This window comes from Halostagnicola alkaliphila (assembly GCF_055379965.1).
In genome coordinates this window covers 1,329,601-1,349,729 of the sequence record NZ_AP043826.1, presented here as the reverse complement: position 1 = coordinate 1,349,729, position 20,129 = coordinate 1,329,601, and the positions used below count along the sequence as shown (strand labels likewise).

Below are 20,129 nucleotides of genomic sequence, written 5' to 3'. Positions count from 1 at the left end.
GTGGAGGCAGAGAGGCCGGATGCAGGGTGAAAGACTGAGCGGTGACCGAGAGCTCGAACGCGAGCAGAGAGAACTATTCGAAGAGTCACACACTCGAGTCGTGTAGTCACCGTTTTAGGCCTCGAGACGCTACCACTGTGCCATGACAGACCCCGAAACGCTCTCGGTCACGATCGTCGACGGCTACGTCGACGAGCCCGCACACTTCGGGGTACCGCCGTACATTTCGACGTATCCGCGCTATGCCGCGGGCGCGCTGGTCGACGCCGGCGTCCCGCGCGAGCGAATCACGTACCACACGATCGACGGGCTCCGCGACGAACCCGATCAGTGGCAGGACGTCGACGAAGCGGATCTGCTGATCTACCTCGGTGGGATGACCGTTCCCGGCAAGTACGTCGGCGGGACCCCCGCGGAACCGGACGAAGTCCGAAAACTCGCCTGGACGGCGAGCGGGACGACGCTAATGGGCGGTCCCGTCAAGTTCGGGGTCGGCGACGAAAACGCCGGCGCGACCGAGACCGAACGTCAGGATCTCGACTTCGATTTCGTCGCCAAGGGCGACGTCGAGGCGGCCGTCTACGACCTCGTCGAGAGCGGTCTCGAGGGGTTCAACAACCGAATGCGCGACGTGGACGAAGTCACCCGGTGGGCCCAAGAGGGCGCGTTCGTCGTCGAACAGCATCCGAATCACCCAGAACACCTGATCTGCGAACTCGAGACCTCGAGAGGCTGTGCCTACCGCTGTTCGTTCTGTACCGAGCCGCTCTACGGAAACCCGACGTTCCGGCCGGCCCCGACCGTCGTCGGCGAGGTCGACGCGCTCTCGAACCACGGCGTCACGCACTTTCGAATCGGTCGCCAGGCCGACATCCTCGCCTACGGCGGCGACGGCGAAGCCCCGAACCCCGACGCGCTCCGCCAACTCTACAGCGGGATCCGCGAGGTCGCGCCCGACCTCGAGACGCTCCACCTCGACAACATGAACCCGATCACGATCGTCGAGTGGCCCGAACAGAGCCGGGAGGGGATTCGGATCATCGCCGAACACAACACGCCGGGCGATACGGCTGCGTTCGGACTCGAGTCCGCCGACCCGCTCGTTCAGGAGGAGAACAACTTAAACGTCAGCGCCGATGAGTGTTTTGAGGCAGTCAAAATTGTCAACGAAGAGGCGGGCTGGCGACCCGAGGACCGCTCGGAGACCGAGCGAGTCGGCGGCGGTCCGCCGACCCGCCTGCCGAAGCTACTGCCCGGGATCAACCTGCTCCACGGACTCAAGGCCGAACGCGAGGAGACCTACGAGCGAAACCTCGAGTTCCTCAGGCGCGTCTACGACGAGGGGCACATGCTTCGCCGGATCAACATCCGGCAGGTCATGTCCTTCGACGGAACCGAGATGTCCGATACCGGCGCGACGATCGCGAACGAGCACAAAGACCTGTTCAAACGCTACAAGAAACAGGTTCGCGAGGAGATCGACAATCCGATGCTCGGGCGCGTCGCCCCGAAGGGGACCGTCCTCCCGGATGTCCACCTCGAGTACCACCAGGACGGGACGACGTTCGGTCGCCAGCTCGGAACCTACCCGTTGCTCGTCGGGATTCCCGGCGAACTGGAATTAGGTCGAACGCTCGACATCGCCGTCGTCGACCACGGCTACCGGTCGGTATCCGGCGTTCCCTACCCGCTCGATATCAACAGCGCGTCGATGGACGAACTCGAGGCGATTCCGGGGATCGGTTCGAGCCGCGCGGGCGACATCGTCGTCAATCGTCCCTACGAAACCGTCACCGAGGCCGACGCCGGTGCAGACGCGGACCTGACGCGGTTTGCGACGGCGAATTTGCCAAACCGGGCGGACTGAATTTCTGCCGAGAGAGCCAATCGAGTGGCTCGTTATTCGCTCCCACGACACCACCGCATCGAATCGTTCGCTGTCCCGCGTTGGGTGCTATTCACTCCCAATCCCTCCGTGGGCTGGCGATTTGGCAACCCGATCGATTCAGGAAGAACCCGAAATCGACAGCCACACGCCCGAAGACGCGAACCTTCGGTCGGTAGTTCTATTATGCATGCGATTCAGACAGAAACGTGAGGGTCTAACTGTGGAAATATCTGAAAAACTCCTGTGTCTGTTCAGTACAGATGTTTCGAAAGAGGAGGATCGATACGTTATCGAAGTACCACGCCAGGAAGTAGAGACCGGCGACGTCGACCCGGGGGATATCTACAAGGTCGCGCTAATTTCGCGGGACGAGGCGACCGAAGAGACGTCCGTTACGGCCGAGCGCTCGAGTCCGCCGTCCGAACCGCAGCCACCGGTCGATGTCGGTGAAACTCGGTACGTCGAAATCGAGGACATCGGAAAGCAGGGCGACGGGATCGCCCGCGTCGAGCGCGGCTACGTTATCATCGTTCCCGGTGCCGACGTCGGGGAACGCGTCAAGGTCGAAGTAAGCGAAGTCAAGTCAAACTTCGCGGTCGGAGAAGTCATCGAAGAGACGTTCTGACCGCGAGAAAGTCGATCCCTCGCGGACGACCGCTATCCGGTGATGGGGAGAAATCGGAGTCTCGTCTCTCTTTCTCGGTTCGACAAGTTGGGTTCGACGGATTCGGGGCCGGACGTGCCAAGCGGCCTCGACAGACCGAATTGCGTTACCGGTCCGGAATCGTCTCGAGGTACGTCGTCGAATCCTCGTGAAAACAGTCTCCGACAACGATGGCGTCCGCACCGGCCTCGAGGATTTCAGTCGCTCTTTCGGTACTGTCGATCCCGCCGCCGTAGAGCAACGTCGTCTCCTCGAGATACGTCGAAGCGGCTTCGACGTCTTCCGGGCCACCGTAGGTCCCTGAATATTCGATGTAGAAAATCGGGAAGCCGTAAAACGCCTCGGTTGCGAGCGCCGCGCCGGCGACTTCCTCCGACGTGTACGTCGATTCGACGCCGGAAACCGCAGCCGCGGCCGAATCGAGGTGCTGGACGACGTATCCTTCACCAACGACGTTCGTCACGAGTTCGGAAACCGCATCGACGCCTTTCGATTCGACTAACCCACCGACCAGTGGCACGCTACTACCGAGGACTTCGTTCGGCTTCTCTCCGACTTCGGTAAAAAGCTCGACGTGTTTTCCCACGAAATGGTCCCAGTCGCCGTTGTAGACGGCCGGAACCGAGAGGTAATCGGCCCGCTCCATCGTCTCTTTGGAAACCTGACTCGAGTCGTAGGGCTCCTGAAAGATCGGGACCGCCGGAACGGCTTCGGCGATCGCCCGAATAGCCTCGAGCGAGTTCGTCTCGGTGACGTTGTCGGAGCCGCCGACCATCACGAGATCCGTCCCCTCGAGAACGCCGAGATCGGACGGCAAGGCTTTCGCCGGATCGACTTTCGTAATATGGCTGATTCCGTCCCAGTCGAGATCCATGCCTCGAGGTTCGAGCAGCGGTATAATATCGTTGGTGATCTCCCGTTCCAACGAGCTCGGTTTCTCCCGTTCCACGGAGTTCGGTTCCCGGGAACTGAGCGTTGAAACGCGATCGAAAATCGGGAAGAACGGAGCGATAGGAAGGCAGGGAACGGAGCGATGGGCAGGTGAGGAGCGGAGCGATGGGCAGGCGGGGAACGGGGCGGTTCCACTACTCGTCGATCGGCGTCCCGTCCACCCGTTTCGCACCTTCGGAGTCGTGAACGACGACGCCCCCCGCGCCGTTCGAGACCGAACTATAGTTATCCCGCACGGCGATCGCCTCCTCGAGTTCCCGCACGGCTCGCTCCTTCAGGGCATCGGCGAGGTCCTCCGCATCGGTGCGGGAAATATCTCTTCCAAGGCCTTCGCACTCGTGGGCGCGCACGAGCCCTTCCTCGTCGACGGCCTCGCCCATCGGTTGACTGGTCCCCGCGAGCGCGACGCTGAACGGGTAGGTTCGACAGATCAGGGGACGATCCTCGTGGGCGACGCAGCCGCCGACTCCCGTCTCGTCTTCCTCGTAGAACACGCAGTCGCCACAGGCGTTCGTCTGAAGCGCCCACTCGAACGTCTCGCCCTCGAGTTCACCGTCGTCGCCTTCGTGGAGTCCGTACGGCATCGGCCGGGCAACGTCTCGCCACTCGTCAGCGTGCTCTCCGTCGGCCGCCAGCGCTCGAGCCTCGTCTCCCTGTGATTCGTCACCGGTCGCGCCGTCGCGAAGGGTCCTGACCTCGTCGGGAAACACCGTCGCCGTGTGTTGGTCGCCGTCGTCAGCGCCCGCTGTGCTCTCCGAGACGCCGGCATCGCCGTCTTCGGCGGTACAACACGCTCCACAGCGCGTACACTCGAACCCGATCGATTCGATCGCGTCCGCGAGTTCGCTCACCGAGAGCTCGCGGGCCTGCTCGAGTTCCGCTTCGAGAGACTGCACACCTCATCCTGGTCGCCGAGGCGGAAAAGTGAGTCGCTGTCGGCGGTCGCCGAGGGAAGGCCGTCGTCGATCGGGGGACGGTTACGGCTCCGGTGGGCGCGCTCGCTCGCCGTCCCAGACGACCCGCCCTTCGACCGCGAGTTTCTCGAGGTGCGCCCGGACGGTCGCTCGAGCCAGTGCTCGAACCCCGCTGAGGTCCTTTTCGTAGGCGGTGTCGAGGAGTTCCTCAAGCGTCTCGGATCCCGCGTCGACGGCCGACCGAACCCGTTGTTCTCGCCGTTTTCGATGCTCGAGGAGCCGCTCGAGCGTTTCCCGAGGCTGGTCGATGACCGGCCCGTGGCCGGGCAACAGTTCGGGCGGGTCGATCGCCCAGAGGCGTCTGAGCGTGCTCATGTACGCGCGCATCTCGCCTTCGGGAGCGCCGACGACGACGCTTCCGTCTCGTATCGCACAGTCCCCGCAGACGACGGGCCCGCCATCGCCGACGACGAGCGCGACGTGATCCCTCGCGTGACCGGGCGCGTCGAGTACGGTAACCGACTCGGTGCGCCCCGAATCGTCGCCGATCGAAATCTCCGATCCCGGCCACAGCGGTCGGTCGGGATCCCGTCCCGTCGCCGAACGGAATCGATCGACGTGACCGCGGTGGGCCCAGAGCGTGGCGTCGGTTCGGTCGGCGTACGCACCGACGCCGCCGACGTGGTCCGGGTGCGCGTGGGTGAGGACGATGTGTTCGACGTCGCGGGCTTCGACCAGTTCGTCGAGTTCGTCAGTTCGACCGGCGGGATCGATGAGAATCGCCGGGTCGGTCCCGATGAGATACGCGTTCGTCTCGCCTCCCGGTGCGGCGGTCTCGACGGGAACGGTACAGCGAGTGACGTCCATGGGAGGTGATTCGCTCGAGACGAAAAATGCGTATCGGAACTGCGAACCGGAAGTTCGTTCGGCCACGAGCCGATTAGTCGAAAAACGAGGAAGGAGTCGGCTGGCGCGGATCAGTCGACCGACACGGAAATCAGCCCTCGGAACCGTCCGCAGCCGGTAACGTAAACGAAACCGTCGTTCCGTCGTCCGGAGCCGAATCGATCCAGATCTCGCCGCCGACAGACTCGCTTCGCGAGCCTGCCGAGCTCGAGTTCGCTTCGCTCGCTCGAATGCCGTGGCGCTCGACGATACGCCGACAGAGCGTGAGTCCGATCCCGCTTCCGGCGTGTTCCGCGCGGCTGTGAAGCCGTTGGAACATTTCGAAAACGCGCTCTTCGTCCTCGCGATCGATGCCGATCCCTTCGTCGCTGACCGAAAGAATCCACGCTTCGCCCTCCCGCTCGCTCGAGATCGTGATTCGAGGCGACTCATCGCCGCTATACTGGAGCGCGTTGTCCAGCAGGTTTTGAAAGACCAGGCGGAGTTGATCGGGATCGCCCCGGACTGTCGGGAGCGATTCGACGGTGATCTCGGCGGCCGTTTCTTCGATTCGCACCTCGAGATTTGCCAGCACCTCGTCTACGATTTCCACCAGATTGACCGGTTCGAAGGCGTCTCCCTGCGAGTCGATTCGCGAGAACGTGAGGAGCCCCTCGATCATCGAACTCATCCGGTCGGCTCCGTCGACGGCGAACTCGATGAACTCCTCAGCGTCTTCGTCGAGTTCGTCCCCGTATCGTTGCTCCAGTAGCTGCAAGTAGCTCGAGACCATTCGCAACGGCTCCTGAAGATCGTGAGAAACGGAGTGAGCGAACTGCTCGAGTCGTTCGTTCGAGGCCTCGAGTCGTCGCTGATATTCGTGGCGTTCCGTGATATCGAAGTGTGCGACGGCGACGTATTCCCGCTCACCGTGGGTAAACGATGCCGCCCGCATGAGGAACCAGCGCTTCGTGTCGGGTGAATGGCAGGGATACTCGAGTTCGAATATCTCTCGGTCGCCCTCGAGAAGTTCGGATAAGCCAGCGACGACCGCCCGTGCGGTCTCCGACTCGGACTGGGCGGTTACTTCGAGATAATTGAGGCCGACGGTGCTCGTCCGAAGGTCCATATCGTTCGCTTTGCCGAACTCCCGCCACGCACGATTCGTGTGCAAGATCGTTCCCTCCCCGTCCAGAATTGCAAAATTCATCGGAAGAGTGTCGACAGCGGACGTAACGAGGGCATTCGGCACTCGGGAGTTCATGGACGGGCTCAGTCGTTCGATGAAGATAACGCTGTTCCCGTCAGACCGAAGCGATGCGCTCAGCGGGATCTCGGGCGCCAGTAATCCGCCAGACTCCGTCGAAACGAACGCTGCAAACAGGTGGTTTTTGGCTCTCTGTTCGATCCGTACAGTATGGCATACGGCGCGCTGGTCGATCGCCTCGAGAGCGACGAGACGAAACGGACCGTAACGACGGTTCCCGACGGAAGCGTCGACAGCTACTACGCGATCAGCCACGGCGGCGACCCCATCGAAGATCGACAGACGCTCGGTCGGAAAATCGCCGACGGCGAGACCGGATCGTTCCAGGTCGAGCGCAAATCGCGCGAACCCGCCGGACAGGCGGTACACATGGCGTTGCAAGCCGACGCACTCGGCGACGACGTTACCGCGGTGGGCCACCTCGAGGACCCGGTGTTCGACGAGTTGCCGTTCGAGACGAATACGATCGGATCGCCCTCCGAAATTACCGTCTTCCCGCTCGAGGACGACGATATAATCTTCTCTCACAGCTCGCCGGATTTCGACGACTGGTCGCTCGAGACGCTTCGAGCGGCGGTCCCGTCGCTTGCGGCCCTGCTCTCGGTCGACGCGATCTGCTGGGGGAACTGGGCCTTGCTCGATGGGACGACGGACGTGCTGGCGGGGCTGGCCGACGCGGCGGACGGTATCGGTATCGACAGCGGCGCGTTCGTGCTCGACCCTGGGCCGGTCACCGTTCGGTCGCGGGCGGCGGTCCGAGAACTGCTCGAGACGTTGGGCGACCTCGAAACGACGACCGACGTCCTCTACAGCGTCAACCGGGCCGAACTCGAGTACACGGCGGACGCCATCGGTGTGAACGATCTCGATGAGGCCTCAGATATCGACCGCCTCGCGGCAGTTCGGGAAGTCGCGGGGATTACGGGAGCGGTCGTTCACGCCCGGATATCGCGGCGATCGTGACGGCGACCGACGAAATCGTGGTTCCCACTCTCGACGTGGAGGCGCCCCGACGCCGAACCGGAGCCGGAGATCGATTCAGCGGCGCGCTCGCGACCGGCTACGCTCGCGGGTGGGAGCCGGCTGTGGCACTCGCGCTGGGGAACTGCTGTGCATCGTACTACGTCGAGAACGGGGCGACTGGTGATCGACGCGACCTGATTGGCTATCTCGAGCACACTGCTCCGAACGAAAACTAGTCGAACGACGGTATTCAACCGGCGCTGGGAACGACACGTTCCCCGGCGCGTCTCCCCCTACCGGGTCCGACATCGGATTGAACTCGGGTCGCGACCTGATCGTCTCCATACGGTTTACTGTCAGTCATTTCCGGCGCAACCGCGTCCAGTCCTGCGGTTGTGTCGGTAAATCGGTACAGTAATCCGTATCAGTGGTTGAGGTAGTAAGTATCAGTGGTTGAGGTAGTAAGTATCAGTGGTTGAGGTAGTAAGTATCAGTGGTTGAGGTAGTAAGTATCAGTGGTTGAGGTAGTAAACTTGTTTGCGCGCGTCGCGGAAACTGTATCGGGATTCGACGAGTTCGACGTCCTCGAGGCGGTTCAAGGCGTAGCGAACGGTTCGGTCGGGAAGGAGCGATTCCTCGGCGAGTTGGCCTTGGGAAAGTGGCGAGTCGGTCTCGAGGACTTTCGCGACGAGCTTCGCGCTCGGCGGTAGGTCACGGAGACGATCGCGGTATTCGGTTTCGGTCAGTGAGTCTTCGGCGGCGGCAGCCTGTTCGTCAGCCGTACTCATGCTCATACCATCCCCAGCGAATGGACGATGGTAAAGCTTCCCTATATGGGAATACGAATAATCCAGTTTGTAATAGGTGTATAAGTAGCATATATATTCGTTTTGCGAACCGCTCTTCCCGTTGGCAATCGTCGGGTATAGTATGGAATCCGTTCCAGCCGAGTACGACGATTTGCTCGAGCGAGAGAGTATCGCGCACTTCTCGACGATCATGCCCGACGGAACGCCCCAGGTCACCCCCGTCTGGATCGACGCCGACGACGACGGCTACATTCTCGTCAACACCGTTCGGAGCCGACAGAAGGCTGAGAACGTCTCGGAGAATCCGAAGGTCGGGCTCTCGATTACGGATCCGGAGGATCCGTATCGATACGTCTCGATCCGCGGAGAAGTCGAGGAACTGACGACCGAGGGAGCCGTCGATCACATCGATAGCCTCGCACAGCGGTACATGGATCGCGACGAGTACCCGTACCACGACGATGAAGAAAGCGAGCGCGTGATCGTTCGAATCCGACCCGATCGCGTGATTACGGGCCAATAGCTGTGACACGGTGGCCGAACGAATCGTACCCAATTTTCGAAAAGGCGGAGAAACGGTTTTCAAGTCGGTCGGAGAAGCCGGCATTCCAGTCGATCGGAGAAGCTGTTTCTCGAGTAGAAAACAGCTATCCGGCGCCCGAGTCGGATCGAGCGTCGACTCCTCGAGTGGCCGATCGGTGATTTCGGTTCAACGCTGGACCGTTCCTGGCGGTTCGGTGACCACTACGACGACAGCCTGGCTTTCTTCCGGTGTGACTGATACGAGCTAACAGCGGCGTTTTCGCGGCCGTGCGTCATCGAGCGGGTAGAATTAGTCTTCAGATCGGCCCTCAGCGGTATCCAGTATCGTTTTATCCTCCGACGCCTGTAGTTTCTCCCAGTGTGAAAGGACAGGAGTGGTACCAAGCCGACGATGTCGCCGAGGAGTACGACGATAAACGGTTCTCTCAGGGTGGCGAACTGATCGACCAGCGTGAGAAAGGAGCCGTACTCGAGGCGATTACCCCCCTCGAGGACAAAGACGTACTCGAGATCGCCTGTGGTACCGGGCGATTCACCGTGATGCTCGCAGCACAAGGTGCGAACGTCGTGGGACTCGATATTTCGGCTGCGATGTTGCAACGTGGACGACAGAAAGCAAAGCAAGCGGACGTCTCGGAGAACCTCGAGTTTCTCCGAGGCGACGCAGGGCGACTGCCGTTCCCGGACGACCACTTCGATACGGTCATCGCGATGCGATTTTTCCACCTCGCGGACGATCCAGAGGGATTCCTGCGCGAGATGCGTCGGGTGTCGCGCGACCAGATCGTCTTCGATACGTTCAACCGGTTTTCCTCGCGGAGTATCTACAACTGGGCGCTCCCGATGGGGTCGCGGCTGTACTCGAAAAGTGAGGTGAGCATCTTGCTGGCCAAAACCGAACTGAAGCTCGAGGACGTCGAAGACGACTTCATCGTCCCGTACGGGTTCTATCGGTCGATTCCGAACGCGCTCGCGTCCCCAATTCGGAGCCTCGACAAAACGATCGGCGGGCTTCCGGTCACCGATCATCTCTCTTCGGTTTCCTACTGGAACACCCGCGTCAGATGAGCGCTACCTGATTTCTCCCTGACTGGTTGCCGAGAGAAGAACCCCATTCTATTTTTACTGTCGAGAGAGTCTACATATTCGTATGGAGCTCTCGGTAGTCGTCTCGACGCTCAACGACCGAGAGCAACTGCTCTCCAGTCTCGACGCGCTCGACGAGCGAACGCCGTCGATGACCGAAATCATCGTCGTCAACGGCCCTTCCTCGGACGGAACGACCGGCGTCGTCCGCGAACGGGACGACGTCGACGTCCTCGTCGAAATCTCGGAACGGAATACCAACGTCTCTCGAAACGCGGGCCTCGAGACCGCCTCGAACGATGTGATCGCGTTTCTCGACGGCGGGTACGTTATCGAGCGGGGATGGTACGACGCGATCGGGAACGCGATCGGAGCGAGTGCGGATATCGTCACCGGGCCGGTATCGGGGATCGACGAGTCCGAACCGAGACATCCGCGGACGATAGTCGGCCAGACCGTGACGCCGTTCGACTGTGACAACGTTGCGTTCGATTCGACGGTGCTCGATGCGCTGGATGGCTTCGACGAGTACCTGTCCGTTGACGGCTCTCGAGACTGCGCTCACCGAGTGAGCGCGCTCGGATTCGACGTGACCTGGAACGGGGAGATGGCCGCCCGCTACGATGTCGAAACGGACGGTGGTCAGCCCAAACCCGACTGGGGAGCGATGTACCGCTCGCTGGCCTACCGACTGACGAAGAACTACGGGCCGCGTCCGACGGTCGTGGGACGCATCGGCGGCAGTGCGATTCGGGACGGTGTCTCGGCTATTCGGACCATTATATCCGGCGAGTCGACACCGACGGGCTGGTTCGACGACGGGCTCTCGGTGACGAAAAATCTCACGTGCGGGTTCGCCGACGGTGTTCGGGCGCGATACGACGACCGGTCGATGCGTCGAAACCCGAACGGACTCTCCGTAAGACACGACCGCGCAGTACAGGTGTACGATCGACGCGAGCGGTCGGAGTGAACGACACGCTCGAAAATCGACCGGTCAGTCGTGATCCGGTGCGAGCGATTCGATCACGCGACACGCGTTTTTCGAGAAGGCTCGCCAGAGTTTATCCTCCGAAACGTCGAGCGTGAGTATTTCCATTACTGCCACGTCGGGGTGACAGTCCGGTGCACCGCTCCCGAACAACACTCGATCCGGGTGTTCGAGTAGTGCGCGCTCGAGGACGTCTCGATACCTGACGAAACTCGTCTCGAGATAACAGTCGTCGTACGTATCCAAGAGATCGATCATCTCGTTCATTAGGTCGCGGTTGAGCGGGTGGCCGCCGAAATGAGAGACGATTACGGGAATCGATCGTTCGAGGAACGTCTCGGCGAGTCGGGCCGGAGGGGCGTCTTTTCCGCCGCAGATAATGACCGGGTGTCCGACGTCCTCGAGAACGTCGAGAACGGTCTCGTCGGGGTACCCGTCCACTCGTGGATCGAGGACGAAGCCGTGGAACCGATCGTCGTAGCCGTACTGTTCGATGTCTTCGGGGGTCGTATGAAACTCCTTCCGCCCCGAAACGGCGTTTCGAAGCCGGTTCGTGGGCGTCGATCCGCCCCGTTCCGATCCGTTGATGCGTGCGAACGCGACGAACGGTCTGTCGACGCTCCGGCGTGCGACGCCGTTGTTCGCCGCGACATAACTCGTCTCAGGCGTCGCGCGTGGGAAGACGACCGCTCTCGTGATTCCGGCCTGGTGCATCTCTCGCTCGAGTCGATCGGGCGAAAGGTCCGGAATTCCCCCACTCGTTTCGGTCCCGGGGGTCAGTCGCGTGTAAACGTCGACGACCCGAAACCCGTGTTCCAGCTCCAGCATCCCAGCCGCTTGTTGTCGGTCATCCCATATTTCCCTATCGGAAGACGTCGTTCACCGTGTGTCTATTCCTCACACGACCAATCGCCAGAGGGAATCGAGGTTGGAGGGAAATGTTTATATAGAAGTGCTGATGACATAGGTAGTGAGGATTCAACTATGGCACAACAGCGACGCATGGGCGGACAGCCGATGTTTGTTTTGAGCGAGGATAGTCAGCGAACGCAGGGCCGCGATGCCCAGTCGTCGAACATTATGGCCGGCAAAGCCGTCGCCGAGTCAGTACGGACGACGCTCGGCCCCCGCGGCATGGACAAGATGCTCGTCGGCTCGAGCGGCGACGTCGTCATCACCAACGACGGCGCGACCATCTTAAACGAGATGGATATCGAGCACCCGGCCGCACAGATGATCGTCGAAGTCGCCGAGTCCCAAGAGGACGAAGTCGGCGACGGGACGACGACCGCGTCGGTGCTCGCCGGAAACCTACTCGGTGAAGCAGAGGACCTCATCGAACAGGACGTTCACGCGACGACTATCGTCGAAGGGTACCACGAAGCCGCTCGGATCGCACTCGAGGCGATCGACGAGCAGGTCAGCGAACTCGATGTCGACGACGACATCCTCAGACAGGTCGCCGAGTCCAGCATGACCGGCAAAGGAACCGGCGGCCTGACGACCGAAGAACTAGCCGAAACCGTCGTCGAGACCATCCGACACGTCGAAACAGACGACGGCGTTGCCCGCGATAACGTCTCCGTCCACACGCAGGTCGGTGCCTCCTCGAACGCGACGGAGCTCGTCTCCGGCATCGTTATCGACGAAGAACCCGTCCACGACGAGATGCCGAACAATGTCGAAGACGCGTCAATTGCGCTCCTCGACGTCGAACTCGAACTCCAGACCGGCGAGGTCGACGCCGAGTACGCGATCGATTCGATCGATCAACTCAACGCGGCGATCGACGCCGAAGAGAGCGAACTCGACGGCTACGCCGAGACGATCGCCGACAGCGGCGTCGACGTCGTGTTCACGACCGACGGCGTCGACGACCGCGTCGCCGCCAACCTCGCGAACGAAGGCGTTCTCGTCTTCGAGAACCTCGGAAGCTCCGACGCCCGAGACGTCGCATCCGCGACGGGTGCCAGCCGCGTCGGCTCTCTCGAGGACCTCGAGGAAGCCGACTTCGGCCACGCCGAGCAGATCCAAACGAAAACCTACGGCGACGACGACCTCGCGTTCATCGAGGGCGGCGCGGCCGCCGAATCCGTTACCGTCTTCGTCCGCGGCGGCACCAAGCACGTCGTCAACGAACTCGAGCGCACCATCGGCGATGCCCTCGACGTCGTCTCGACGGCACTCGAGTCCGGCGAAGTCGTCCCCGGCGCGGGAGCCACCGAGATCGCGATCGCCGACAAGGTCCGCTCGGAAGCGGCCGGTATCGAAGGCCGCAAACAGCTCGCAGTCACGTCGTTCGCGGACGCGATCGACATCATTCCACGAACGCTTGCCGCAAACACCGGTCAGGATCCGATCGACTCGCTCGTCGATCTCCGTGCCGTCCATGAATCCGATGGACGCGCGGGCTTGATCACCGACAACGAGGACGTCACGATCGGCGACCCGCTCGAGCACGGTGTCGTCGACCCGGCCGACGTCAAGCGCGAAGCCGTCGAGAGCGCGACCGAAGCGGCGACCATGATCGCTCGTATCGACGACGTCATCTCGGCAGAATAAGAAGGGGTTCAACGCACAACCCTCGAACGCACCGTATCCGGCAGGTAGCGCGGTTTCATTTTCGAGGCGGCCAGCATTGTTAAGTATTCACACTCGAAATGATCCCGATCATGTCGGGGAATTCGCCGCCGGATCGGTTACGAAAGGTCGGTGAGGCGACTGGCCAAGTGGTTTACTACGACGACACTCGCGGAACCTATCACACCTGGTGTGACGACGCGGAGTCGGAGCCGGTGAGCACGGCGTTGCTCGTTACGGTCTCGTCCGTGTTCGGCGTCGAGCCCGAAGACTTAGACGCGCTGGGCGAGTGCATCGATCCCGACGCGTTGAACGCGATTTTCGTCCACTGGCGCGGCGACGAACCTCGTATCGGAGACGGATCGATCTCGTTCTCGTTTTCTCACTGCGACGTCACGGTACAGTCGGACGGCGAAATCATCATCGACCCGCACAATACGGCCGAAGACGGCGTCGAAATGGCCGTCGAAGAAGCCGCTTGAACGAGTTTCTTCCGAAGCGGTTCGAAATCGAGACACGGCCGTCGGTACGGAGAGCAAGCGTCGTGTGCCGTGAGTCAGGGCTCGAGCAGCACTTCGTCTCCGCTCTCCAGTCCGTACGCCTCGTCGCCACGGCCGTCGTTGACGTCGAGTTCGACGTAGCCATGGCTGCCGACGGTCGCGAGTTGCTCGCCGGAAGGCACGGAGGCAAAGGTGGTTCCGACTGGAACGCGCTGACCGTTGGCCTCGATCGACTCTCGGTCCGCCACGAACTCCCCGGGAACGTTGGTGATGACGTTCCCGAAGTCGTCGACGACGAGCACTTCGCCGCGCGCTCGCTCGGGTTCGGACTCGAGCGTCGCTACCGGTAGTTCGTAGTCGACGAGCGAATCGACCGATTCGACCGGATCAAGCCCTTCGATGGACTCGAGCCGATCCGGCGACGTCTCGTGGACGGCGGCGGCGGCAGGGGCGAAGACATCTCGTCCGTGAAACGTCGCACTCCGGCCGCTTTGAGGGTGCTCGCCCGTCGATTCCGGCGCGTGCGAAATCTCGAGCAGGTCGCTTTCGGTTGCCGACTCGTCGATTTCGAACGCCTCGAGCGGCTCCTCGGTGGCGTTGGCGAGCACTCGAGCGGCCGGAAGCAAGACGCCGTTGTCCGGGCCGACGAGTGCGTGCTCGCCGGCGCGGAGGACGACCGCACCGCGGTCGGTTCCGACGCCCGGATCGACCACCACGAGGTGCGTCGCTGGCGGATAGTACGGAAGGATTTCTCGAAGCCAGAACGCGGTCGTGCGGATATCTCCGCGGGGGAAGTCGTGTGCGATATCGACCAGTCGGGCATCGGTTCGTTGGCAGATGACGCCTTTCATCGCCGCTGGATACGGCGATCCGAAATCGGAAGCGAGCGTTATCATGCTCGAGAGTCAGTGGCCGTTCGAATCCGAGTCGTTTACCATCTGGAGCCGTTCGATCCCGTTCGCTTCGTCGACGACGTCGACGACGGGGTCGGGAACCAGCCGTTCCCAGTCTTCGTCATCGATCATCCGCTCGCGGACTTCGGTTCCTTCGAGAACCTCTCGATTGAACATCGGTGACTGGCGGACATCGACACCAGCCTCGCGAAAGAGTTGGATGACGAGCGGATTGTTCGAATATGCGATATCGAAATCCGGGCTCATACTCTGGACGTGGCTCACCCAGACGGAGTTTCGATCGAGGTCCTCGATCGGGACCGCGTAGGTTACGAGATCGAATTCCACGAGGGATTTCGTGATCATCATGATGCGTTCGCCTGCAGTGAACGGGTTTCGAACCGAATGCGAGTCGCCGGCGCTCCCGATTCCGAGAACGAGTTCGTCGACGTCTTCGGCGATCCGTTCGACCATGTTGTAGTGACCATTGTGAAACGGCTGAAACCGCCCGATATAGAACCCCCGGGTCATGACCAATAGTGACAGGCCACCTTGCTTAAGCGTGGCGAGTTTGAGCGGTTCTCGTCGCAAAGATGTCGAGAGATTTTTGTTCTGGCCGACGGGTCGATACGAACCAGCCGGCAACGACCGAAACGGCTATTTCCTGACCGTTATCTCTCGGTACAGTTCGGAGAAGAGTGCCCGATAGTTGCGACTAACCGATGAGATCCGATCGCCAGCGGGACTGCGACAGCCGTCGGAGCTGGGGCAGCCAACGAAATTGCGACAGCCGATGGGACCGTTCGTTGCCAGCTCAATGTCGCGAAAACGACGGGTAGAAGTCGTCTTTGGGGGGACTGCGACAGCTACCGTATGGAGAAAGTATATCAGTCGCAATCCCTTCGAAACAGGTACTGAATAGCATTCTATGAGTAACGACACGAATGTTGACGACCCTCCCGAAGACCCCTCCTTGCACCCGCCAACCGAGGAGCAACAGGGAGCGGAGGAGTCGCTCGAGGAGGGCGGCGACGATGTCGACGGGGACGAATCTCGCGACGACATCGATTCCGCGGGCGAGGGAATCAACGCTGATAACGACAATCAAGACGACCACCGTGATCGAGCGAGTGAAACGAACGAACCGAGCCTCGACGATGACGAAGACGGTTCCGACGAACAGACGGCGGACGAGGACGACGACATCGAAACCGTCGAGGATCTCGGCAGTACGGTCGACGTCGATCCCGGCGTCGAAATCGACGAGGAGATGGAGGATGACGACCTCCTCGGCGGCCTCCAGATCGACTCGACCGCCGATATCGAGGTCCCCGACAGACTCGTCGACCAGGTGATCGGGCAGGACGAAGCGCGAGACATCATCATCAAAGCGGCCAAACAGCGCCGCCACGTGATGATGATCGGCTCTCCCGGGACCGGGAAGTCGATGCTGGCGAAAGCGATGAGCCAGCTACTGCCCCAAGAGGACCTTCAAGACGTTCTCGTCTATCATAACCCCGACGACGGCAACGAGCCGAAAGTCCGGACGGTTCCCGCTGGGAAGGGAGAACAGATCATCGACGCCCACAAAGAGGAAGCCCGAAAGCGTAACCAGATGCGCTCGATCCTGATGTGGATCATCATCGCGATCATCATCGGTTACACGATCATCAGCCAGACCAGCCTCTTGCTGGGCGTGATCGCCGCCGTCGTCATCTGGTTCTTCTTCCGCTACACCTCTCGCGGCACAGACGCGATGGTGCCGAACATGATCGTCGACCACAGCGACCAGCGAACGGCGCCGTTCGAGGACGCGACGGGTGCTCACGCCGGTGCGCTGCTGGGCGACGTTCGTCACGACCCGTTCCAGTCCGGCGGAATGGAAACCCCGAGCCACGACCGCGTGGAACCCGGCGGGATCCACAAGTCCAACAAGGGCGTGCTGTTCGTCGACGAGATCAACACGCTCGACGTTCGCACCCAGCAGAAGCTGATGACGGCGATTCAGGAGGGCGAGTTCGCGATCACGGGCCAGTCCGAGCGATCCTCGGGTGCAATGGTCCAGACCGAGCCCGTCCCCTGTGACTTCGTCATGGTCGCTGCGGGTAACATGGACGCGATGGAGAACATGCACCCGGCACTCCGTTCCCGTATCAAGGGGTACGGATACGAGGTGTACATGGACGACACCATCGAGGAAACCCCGGAGATGCGCCGAAAGTACGTCCGGTTCATCGCCCAGGAAATCGACCGCGACGGTCGGCTTCCACACTTCAACCGCGAAGCCGCAGAGGAGGTTATCCTCGAGGCAAAACGCCGCGCAGGACGCAAGGAACATCTCTCCTTGCTCATGCGGGAACTCGGTGGATTGGTTCGCGTCGCGGGAGACATCGCCCGCGCGGACGATCGTGAGTTTACCAACCGTGACGATGTCTTGCAGGCCAAGGACCGCTCGCGCTCGATCGAACAACAGCTCGCCGACGACTACATCGAACGGCGCAAGGACTACGAGTTGCAGGTCACCGACGACGGCGTCGAAGGTCGGGTCAACGGGCTCGCCGTGATGGGCGAAGACTCGGGTATCATGCTTCCGGTGATGGCCGAAATCGCCCCCGCACAGGGCCCAGGACAGGTCATTGCGACCGGGCAGTTAAAAGAGATGGCCGAGGAGTCGGTTCAAAACGTCTCGGCAATCATCAAGAAGTTCTCCGACGTGAACCTCTCGGAGAAGGACGTTCACATCCAGTTCGTTCAGGCAGGCCAACAGGGCGTCGACGGCGACTCCGCCTCGATTACGGTGGCGACCGCCGTCATCTCCGCCCTGGAGGACATCCCGGTCGACCAGACGGTCGCGATGACCGGTTCGCTCTCGGTCCGGGGCGACGTCCTCCCGGTCGGTGGCGTGACTCACAAGATCGAAGCCGCGGCGAAAGCCGGCTGTGACAAGGTCATTATTCCCAAAACGAACGAACAGGACGTAATGATCGAGGACGAATACGAAGAGATGATCGAGATCATCCCGTGTTCGAACATCAGCGAGGTCCTCGAAGTCGCGCTGATCGGCCAGCCCGAAAAGGACACGCTGTTGAACCGACTCAAGCAGATCACCGAATCGGCGTTCGATCAGCAGGTCTCCCAGACCGGCGGCTCGAACCCGAGCCCACAATAGATGCCCAACTGGACGGCGTTCGCGGCCATTACGATCGTCGTCCTTGTCTTGTTGCTGATTCTTTCTCACCTCACGCAGTCTGCGTTTTCGGAGTCAGGAGATTCGGACTCGATCGACCGGTCGGAGTCCGAGCGATCCGTAAACGGCGAGGAACACGTCTCGACACCGGACTCGTCCGCTGTCGAGGACGAGAACGGGGGCGACTCACCGTCCACGGAGCCGGATTCTTCGACGGCGAAGCCGGGTTCGACCGCGAACGCGCCCGAATCCGAGTCCGGTTCTTCGCCGAGCGGACACAGTCAGGTCAACACGCCTGTCACGGACTCGACTGATACCGACGCAGCTATGTCCAATTCGGCTGATGCCGACAGGGATTGGTCCGACTCAGTTGAATCCAATCCACCTCGAGCGGAGCCGGACGCCCCCGATCCGTCGGAGATGTCCACGGGAATGTTACTGGCAAACGTCGCGCTTTCACAGGGCGTGTTTGCAGTTATCTTGATCGTGGCTGCGATCTATACCGGGATTCCCGCCGAAGCGCTCGGCCTCGAGTTTTCACAGTCGTATCTCGTCGCGGGACTCGTGATCGGAACGGGACTCGGAATCGCGCTGTACGTCGCAAACGAGATCGGCGCCGCGATTTCGACCTGGATCGGCTTGGATCACGACGAGGAGCTTCGCGAGTTACTCGGACCGGATTCTATTCGAGAGTGGGTCGTCCTCCTCGTGTTCGTCCTACCGATCATCGCCGTCTTCGAGGAGCTACTCTTTCGAGCGGCGCTGATCGGCGTCTTCGAGGCTGGCTTCGAGATATCGCCGTGGTTCCTCGCAGTCGTCTCCTCGATCGCGTTCGGCGTCGGCCACGGCATGCAGGGATCGGTCGGCGTGATCGTGACCGGTGCGCTCGGATTCGTGTTAGCGGCGGCGTTCGTCATCACCGGGAGCTTCCTAGTCGTCGTCATTGCACACTACCTGATCAACGCCTTCGAGTTCGTCGTCCACGAAGGGCTGGGATTCGACTGGGCGGCGGTCCTCGAGACTGAAGGCGGCGGTGGTTGAGAGCCCCCGCTCGCGATCCCGTTCGAGCGGTCAACCCTCGAAAGCTAAGGGAAACCGACTCCTCGAGTGAGCTATGGTGAGACTCGAGGAGTCGTCGCAGTCGGTGTATCGAGCGATCGTGATCGGCGTCGGACTCTACTTTGCGCTGTTGATTCTCGGACAGGCACTCGGCGTTCCGTTGGCGATTCTCGCCGCACAGGTGGTGTTCGGCCTCATTGCCATCACTATCGGATCGTTACTGTATACTCAATCTGCGAATCCGACAGCGACGATTGCGGGCGCTTCCGGGGCGCTCATCGGCGGGGGGCTCGCACAGTTTCTCTGGCTGGCGACCGGCGAGCAGGTCTTCAATCTGCTCGCGTCGATCCTGGTCTTTCTCGGAATCGGGATCTACATCTACCTCGCGTGGAGCTCGCCCTGAACGAGCGGCCGGGAAGTTCATACTGGTCGATTCTCGAGTTTACAGTCCTTCAAGCGATCGCAGCTTCTGCTCGACCGACGGCGGTGCCGCGCTGGGTCCGTCTCGCACGCGGTGATCCGGGATAAGAATCGGGGCCGGGTTTTCCGCGAGTGCGGTCCGAACGAGGGTGATGTCCTCCTGTTCGTCGGGATCGAGTCCGGGCGTCATTCGCGCCAGCCCCGCCACGTCGGTTCCGTCGCCGTAGGGAATCGTCTCGACCTGTTCTAACACCTCGCGTTGGTCCGTCGGAACGGTGAGCGCGACGGTCACGTCCGAAAAGTCGGGTTCCTCGAGCCCGCTGAGATAATCCTCGATCTCGTCGAGAATCGGATGCTCCGTCTCGGCGTCGTCGTCGGGAGTATCCGGGAACGAGACGCGCAACACGCGCCCGCTCGCGACGCCGATTTGAACGAACCGCTCGAGAAACTGTGACTCACGCGCGTAGATACCAGCGTCGGTAACGTCCTCCATACCGTCCCTCGGAGTGGCGTGGACTTGAAGATTCGC

21 protein-coding genes are annotated in these 20,129 nt (G+C 61.4%); 12 read left to right on the top strand and 9 right to left on the bottom strand.

Annotated elements, in window-relative coordinates; genetic code table 11:
* The first annotated feature begins 142 nt into the window (after window positions 1-142).
* Window positions 143-1,867 (top strand): radical SAM protein, encoded by a 1,725-nt coding sequence (locus ACZ5C7_RS11815; protein ID WP_464376504.1) that lies wholly within the window; start codon window positions 143-145, stop codon window positions 1,865-1,867.
* 241 nt (window positions 1,868-2,108) lie between these two features.
* Window positions 2,109-2,513 (top strand): TRAM domain-containing protein, encoded by a 405-nt coding sequence (locus ACZ5C7_RS11810; protein ID WP_464378440.1) that lies wholly within the window; start codon window positions 2,109-2,111, stop codon window positions 2,511-2,513.
* A 145-nt stretch (window positions 2,514-2,658) separates the two neighbouring features.
* Here the strand turns inward: ACZ5C7_RS11810 and ACZ5C7_RS11805 are convergent, their stop codons facing one another.
* From ACZ5C7_RS11805 to ACZ5C7_RS11790, 4 genes are all read right to left on the bottom strand, one after another.
* Window positions 2,659-3,426, bottom strand: a complete 768-nt coding sequence (locus ACZ5C7_RS11805) for a geranylgeranylglyceryl/heptaprenylglyceryl phosphate synthase (RefSeq protein ID WP_464376503.1) — start codon at window positions 3,424-3,426, stop codon at window positions 2,659-2,661.
* Between the two features lie 211 nt (window positions 3,427-3,637).
* Window positions 3,638-4,399 (bottom strand): YkgJ family cysteine cluster protein, encoded by a 762-nt coding sequence (locus ACZ5C7_RS11800; RefSeq protein ID WP_464376502.1) that lies wholly within the window; start codon window positions 4,397-4,399, stop codon window positions 3,638-3,640.
* An 81-nt stretch (window positions 4,400-4,480) separates the two neighbouring features.
* A complete protein-coding gene (locus tag ACZ5C7_RS11795; protein WP_464376501.1) occupies window positions 4,481-5,284 on the bottom strand; it encodes an MBL fold metallo-hydrolase in 804 nt (267 codons plus the stop codon).
* Between the two features lie 130 nt (window positions 5,285-5,414).
* Window positions 5,415-6,566, bottom strand: coding sequence for a PAS domain-containing sensor histidine kinase (locus ACZ5C7_RS11790; protein WP_464376500.1), 1,152 nt, complete (start codon window positions 6,564-6,566; stop codon window positions 5,415-5,417).
* Window positions 6,567-6,719: 153 nt separating this feature from the next.
* Between ACZ5C7_RS11790 and ACZ5C7_RS11785 the strand changes: the two genes are divergently transcribed.
* The gene (locus ACZ5C7_RS11785; RefSeq protein ID WP_464376499.1) at window positions 6,720-7,532 is read left to right on the top strand and encodes a hypothetical protein; all 813 of its coding nucleotides are present in this window, start codon (window positions 6,720-6,722) and stop codon (window positions 7,530-7,532) included.
* Window positions 7,529-7,768 (top strand): PfkB family carbohydrate kinase, encoded by a 240-nt coding sequence (locus ACZ5C7_RS11780; protein ID WP_464376498.1) that lies wholly within the window; start codon window positions 7,529-7,531, stop codon window positions 7,766-7,768. Before ACZ5C7_RS11785 ends, ACZ5C7_RS11780 begins: the two co-directional genes overlap by 4 nt.
* A gap of 276 nt (window positions 7,769-8,044) precedes the next feature.
* Here ACZ5C7_RS11780 and ACZ5C7_RS11775 read toward each other — a convergent pair whose 3' ends face one another.
* Entirely contained in the window at window positions 8,045-8,326 is a 282-nt protein-coding gene (locus tag ACZ5C7_RS11775) for a MarR family transcriptional regulator (protein WP_283834563.1), read from the bottom strand.
* Between the two features lie 136 nt (window positions 8,327-8,462).
* Here ACZ5C7_RS11775 and ACZ5C7_RS11770 point away from each other — a divergent pair, with 136 nt between their 5' ends.
* The 3 genes from ACZ5C7_RS11770 (at window position 8,463) to ACZ5C7_RS11760 (ending at window position 10,943) form a co-directional block, all read left to right on the top strand.
* Window positions 8,463-8,864: a PPOX class F420-dependent oxidoreductase gene (locus tag ACZ5C7_RS11770; protein WP_464376497.1), complete on the top strand. Its 402-nt coding sequence runs from the start codon at window positions 8,463-8,465 to the stop codon at window positions 8,862-8,864.
* Window positions 8,865-9,244: 380 nt separating this feature from the next.
* Window positions 9,245-9,952 (top strand): class I SAM-dependent methyltransferase, encoded by a 708-nt coding sequence (locus ACZ5C7_RS11765; RefSeq protein WP_464376496.1) that lies wholly within the window; start codon window positions 9,245-9,247, stop codon window positions 9,950-9,952.
* A gap of 82 nt (window positions 9,953-10,034) precedes the next feature.
* On the top strand, window positions 10,035-10,943 hold the full coding sequence (locus ACZ5C7_RS11760; protein WP_464376495.1) for a glycosyltransferase family 2 protein: 909 nt from the start codon (window positions 10,035-10,037) through the stop codon (window positions 10,941-10,943).
* A 24-nt stretch (window positions 10,944-10,967) separates the two neighbouring features.
* Here the strand turns inward: ACZ5C7_RS11760 and ACZ5C7_RS11755 are convergent, their stop codons facing one another.
* The gene (locus ACZ5C7_RS11755) at window positions 10,968-11,789 is read right to left on the bottom strand and encodes an amidohydrolase family protein (RefSeq protein WP_464376494.1); all 822 of its coding nucleotides are present in this window, start codon (window positions 11,787-11,789) and stop codon (window positions 10,968-10,970) included.
* 189 nt (window positions 11,790-11,978) lie between these two features.
* On the opposite strand from ACZ5C7_RS11755, the gene thsA reads away from it, so the two are divergent.
* Both thsA and ACZ5C7_RS11745 read left to right on the top strand, forming a co-directional pair.
* The gene (thsA, locus tag ACZ5C7_RS11750) at window positions 11,979-13,523 is read left to right on the top strand and encodes a thermosome subunit alpha (RefSeq protein ID WP_464378439.1); all 1,545 of its coding nucleotides are present in this window, start codon (window positions 11,979-11,981) and stop codon (window positions 13,521-13,523) included.
* A 110-nt stretch (window positions 13,524-13,633) separates the two neighbouring features.
* Window positions 13,634-14,023: a HalOD1 output domain-containing protein gene (locus ACZ5C7_RS11745; RefSeq protein ID WP_464376493.1), complete on the top strand. Its 390-nt coding sequence runs from the start codon at window positions 13,634-13,636 to the stop codon at window positions 14,021-14,023.
* Between the two features lie 74 nt (window positions 14,024-14,097).
* Here ACZ5C7_RS11745 and ACZ5C7_RS11740 read toward each other — a convergent pair whose 3' ends face one another.
* Entirely contained in the window at window positions 14,098-14,937 is an 840-nt protein-coding gene (locus ACZ5C7_RS11740) for an SAM hydrolase/SAM-dependent halogenase family protein (protein ID WP_464376492.1), read from the bottom strand.
* 9 nt (window positions 14,938-14,946) lie between these two features.
* A complete protein-coding gene (locus ACZ5C7_RS11735; protein ID WP_464376491.1) occupies window positions 14,947-15,465 on the bottom strand; it encodes a nicotinamide-nucleotide adenylyltransferase in 519 nt (172 codons plus the stop codon).
* A gap of 397 nt (window positions 15,466-15,862) precedes the next feature.
* Here ACZ5C7_RS11735 and lonB point away from each other — a divergent pair, with 397 nt between their 5' ends.
* The 3 genes from lonB (at window position 15,863) to ACZ5C7_RS11720 (ending at window position 19,583) form a co-directional block, all read left to right on the top strand.
* A complete protein-coding gene (gene lonB, locus ACZ5C7_RS11730; protein ID WP_464376490.1) occupies window positions 15,863-18,103 on the top strand; it encodes an ATP-dependent protease LonB in 2,241 nt (746 codons plus the stop codon).
* Window positions 18,104-19,162 (top strand): lysostaphin resistance A-like protein, encoded by a 1,059-nt coding sequence (locus tag ACZ5C7_RS11725; RefSeq protein ID WP_464376489.1) that lies wholly within the window; start codon window positions 18,104-18,106, stop codon window positions 19,160-19,162. It begins immediately after the preceding gene.
* A gap of 73 nt (window positions 19,163-19,235) precedes the next feature.
* Window positions 19,236-19,583, top strand: a complete 348-nt coding sequence (locus ACZ5C7_RS11720) for a hypothetical protein (RefSeq protein WP_464376488.1) — start codon at window positions 19,236-19,238, stop codon at window positions 19,581-19,583.
* A 39-nt stretch (window positions 19,584-19,622) separates the two neighbouring features.
* On the opposite strand, the gene ACZ5C7_RS11715 is transcribed toward ACZ5C7_RS11720, so the two are convergent.
* Window positions 19,623-20,093, bottom strand: a complete 471-nt coding sequence (locus tag ACZ5C7_RS11715) for an MGMT family protein (RefSeq protein WP_464376487.1) — start codon at window positions 20,091-20,093, stop codon at window positions 19,623-19,625.
* Window positions 20,094-20,129: the final 36 nt, after the last annotated feature.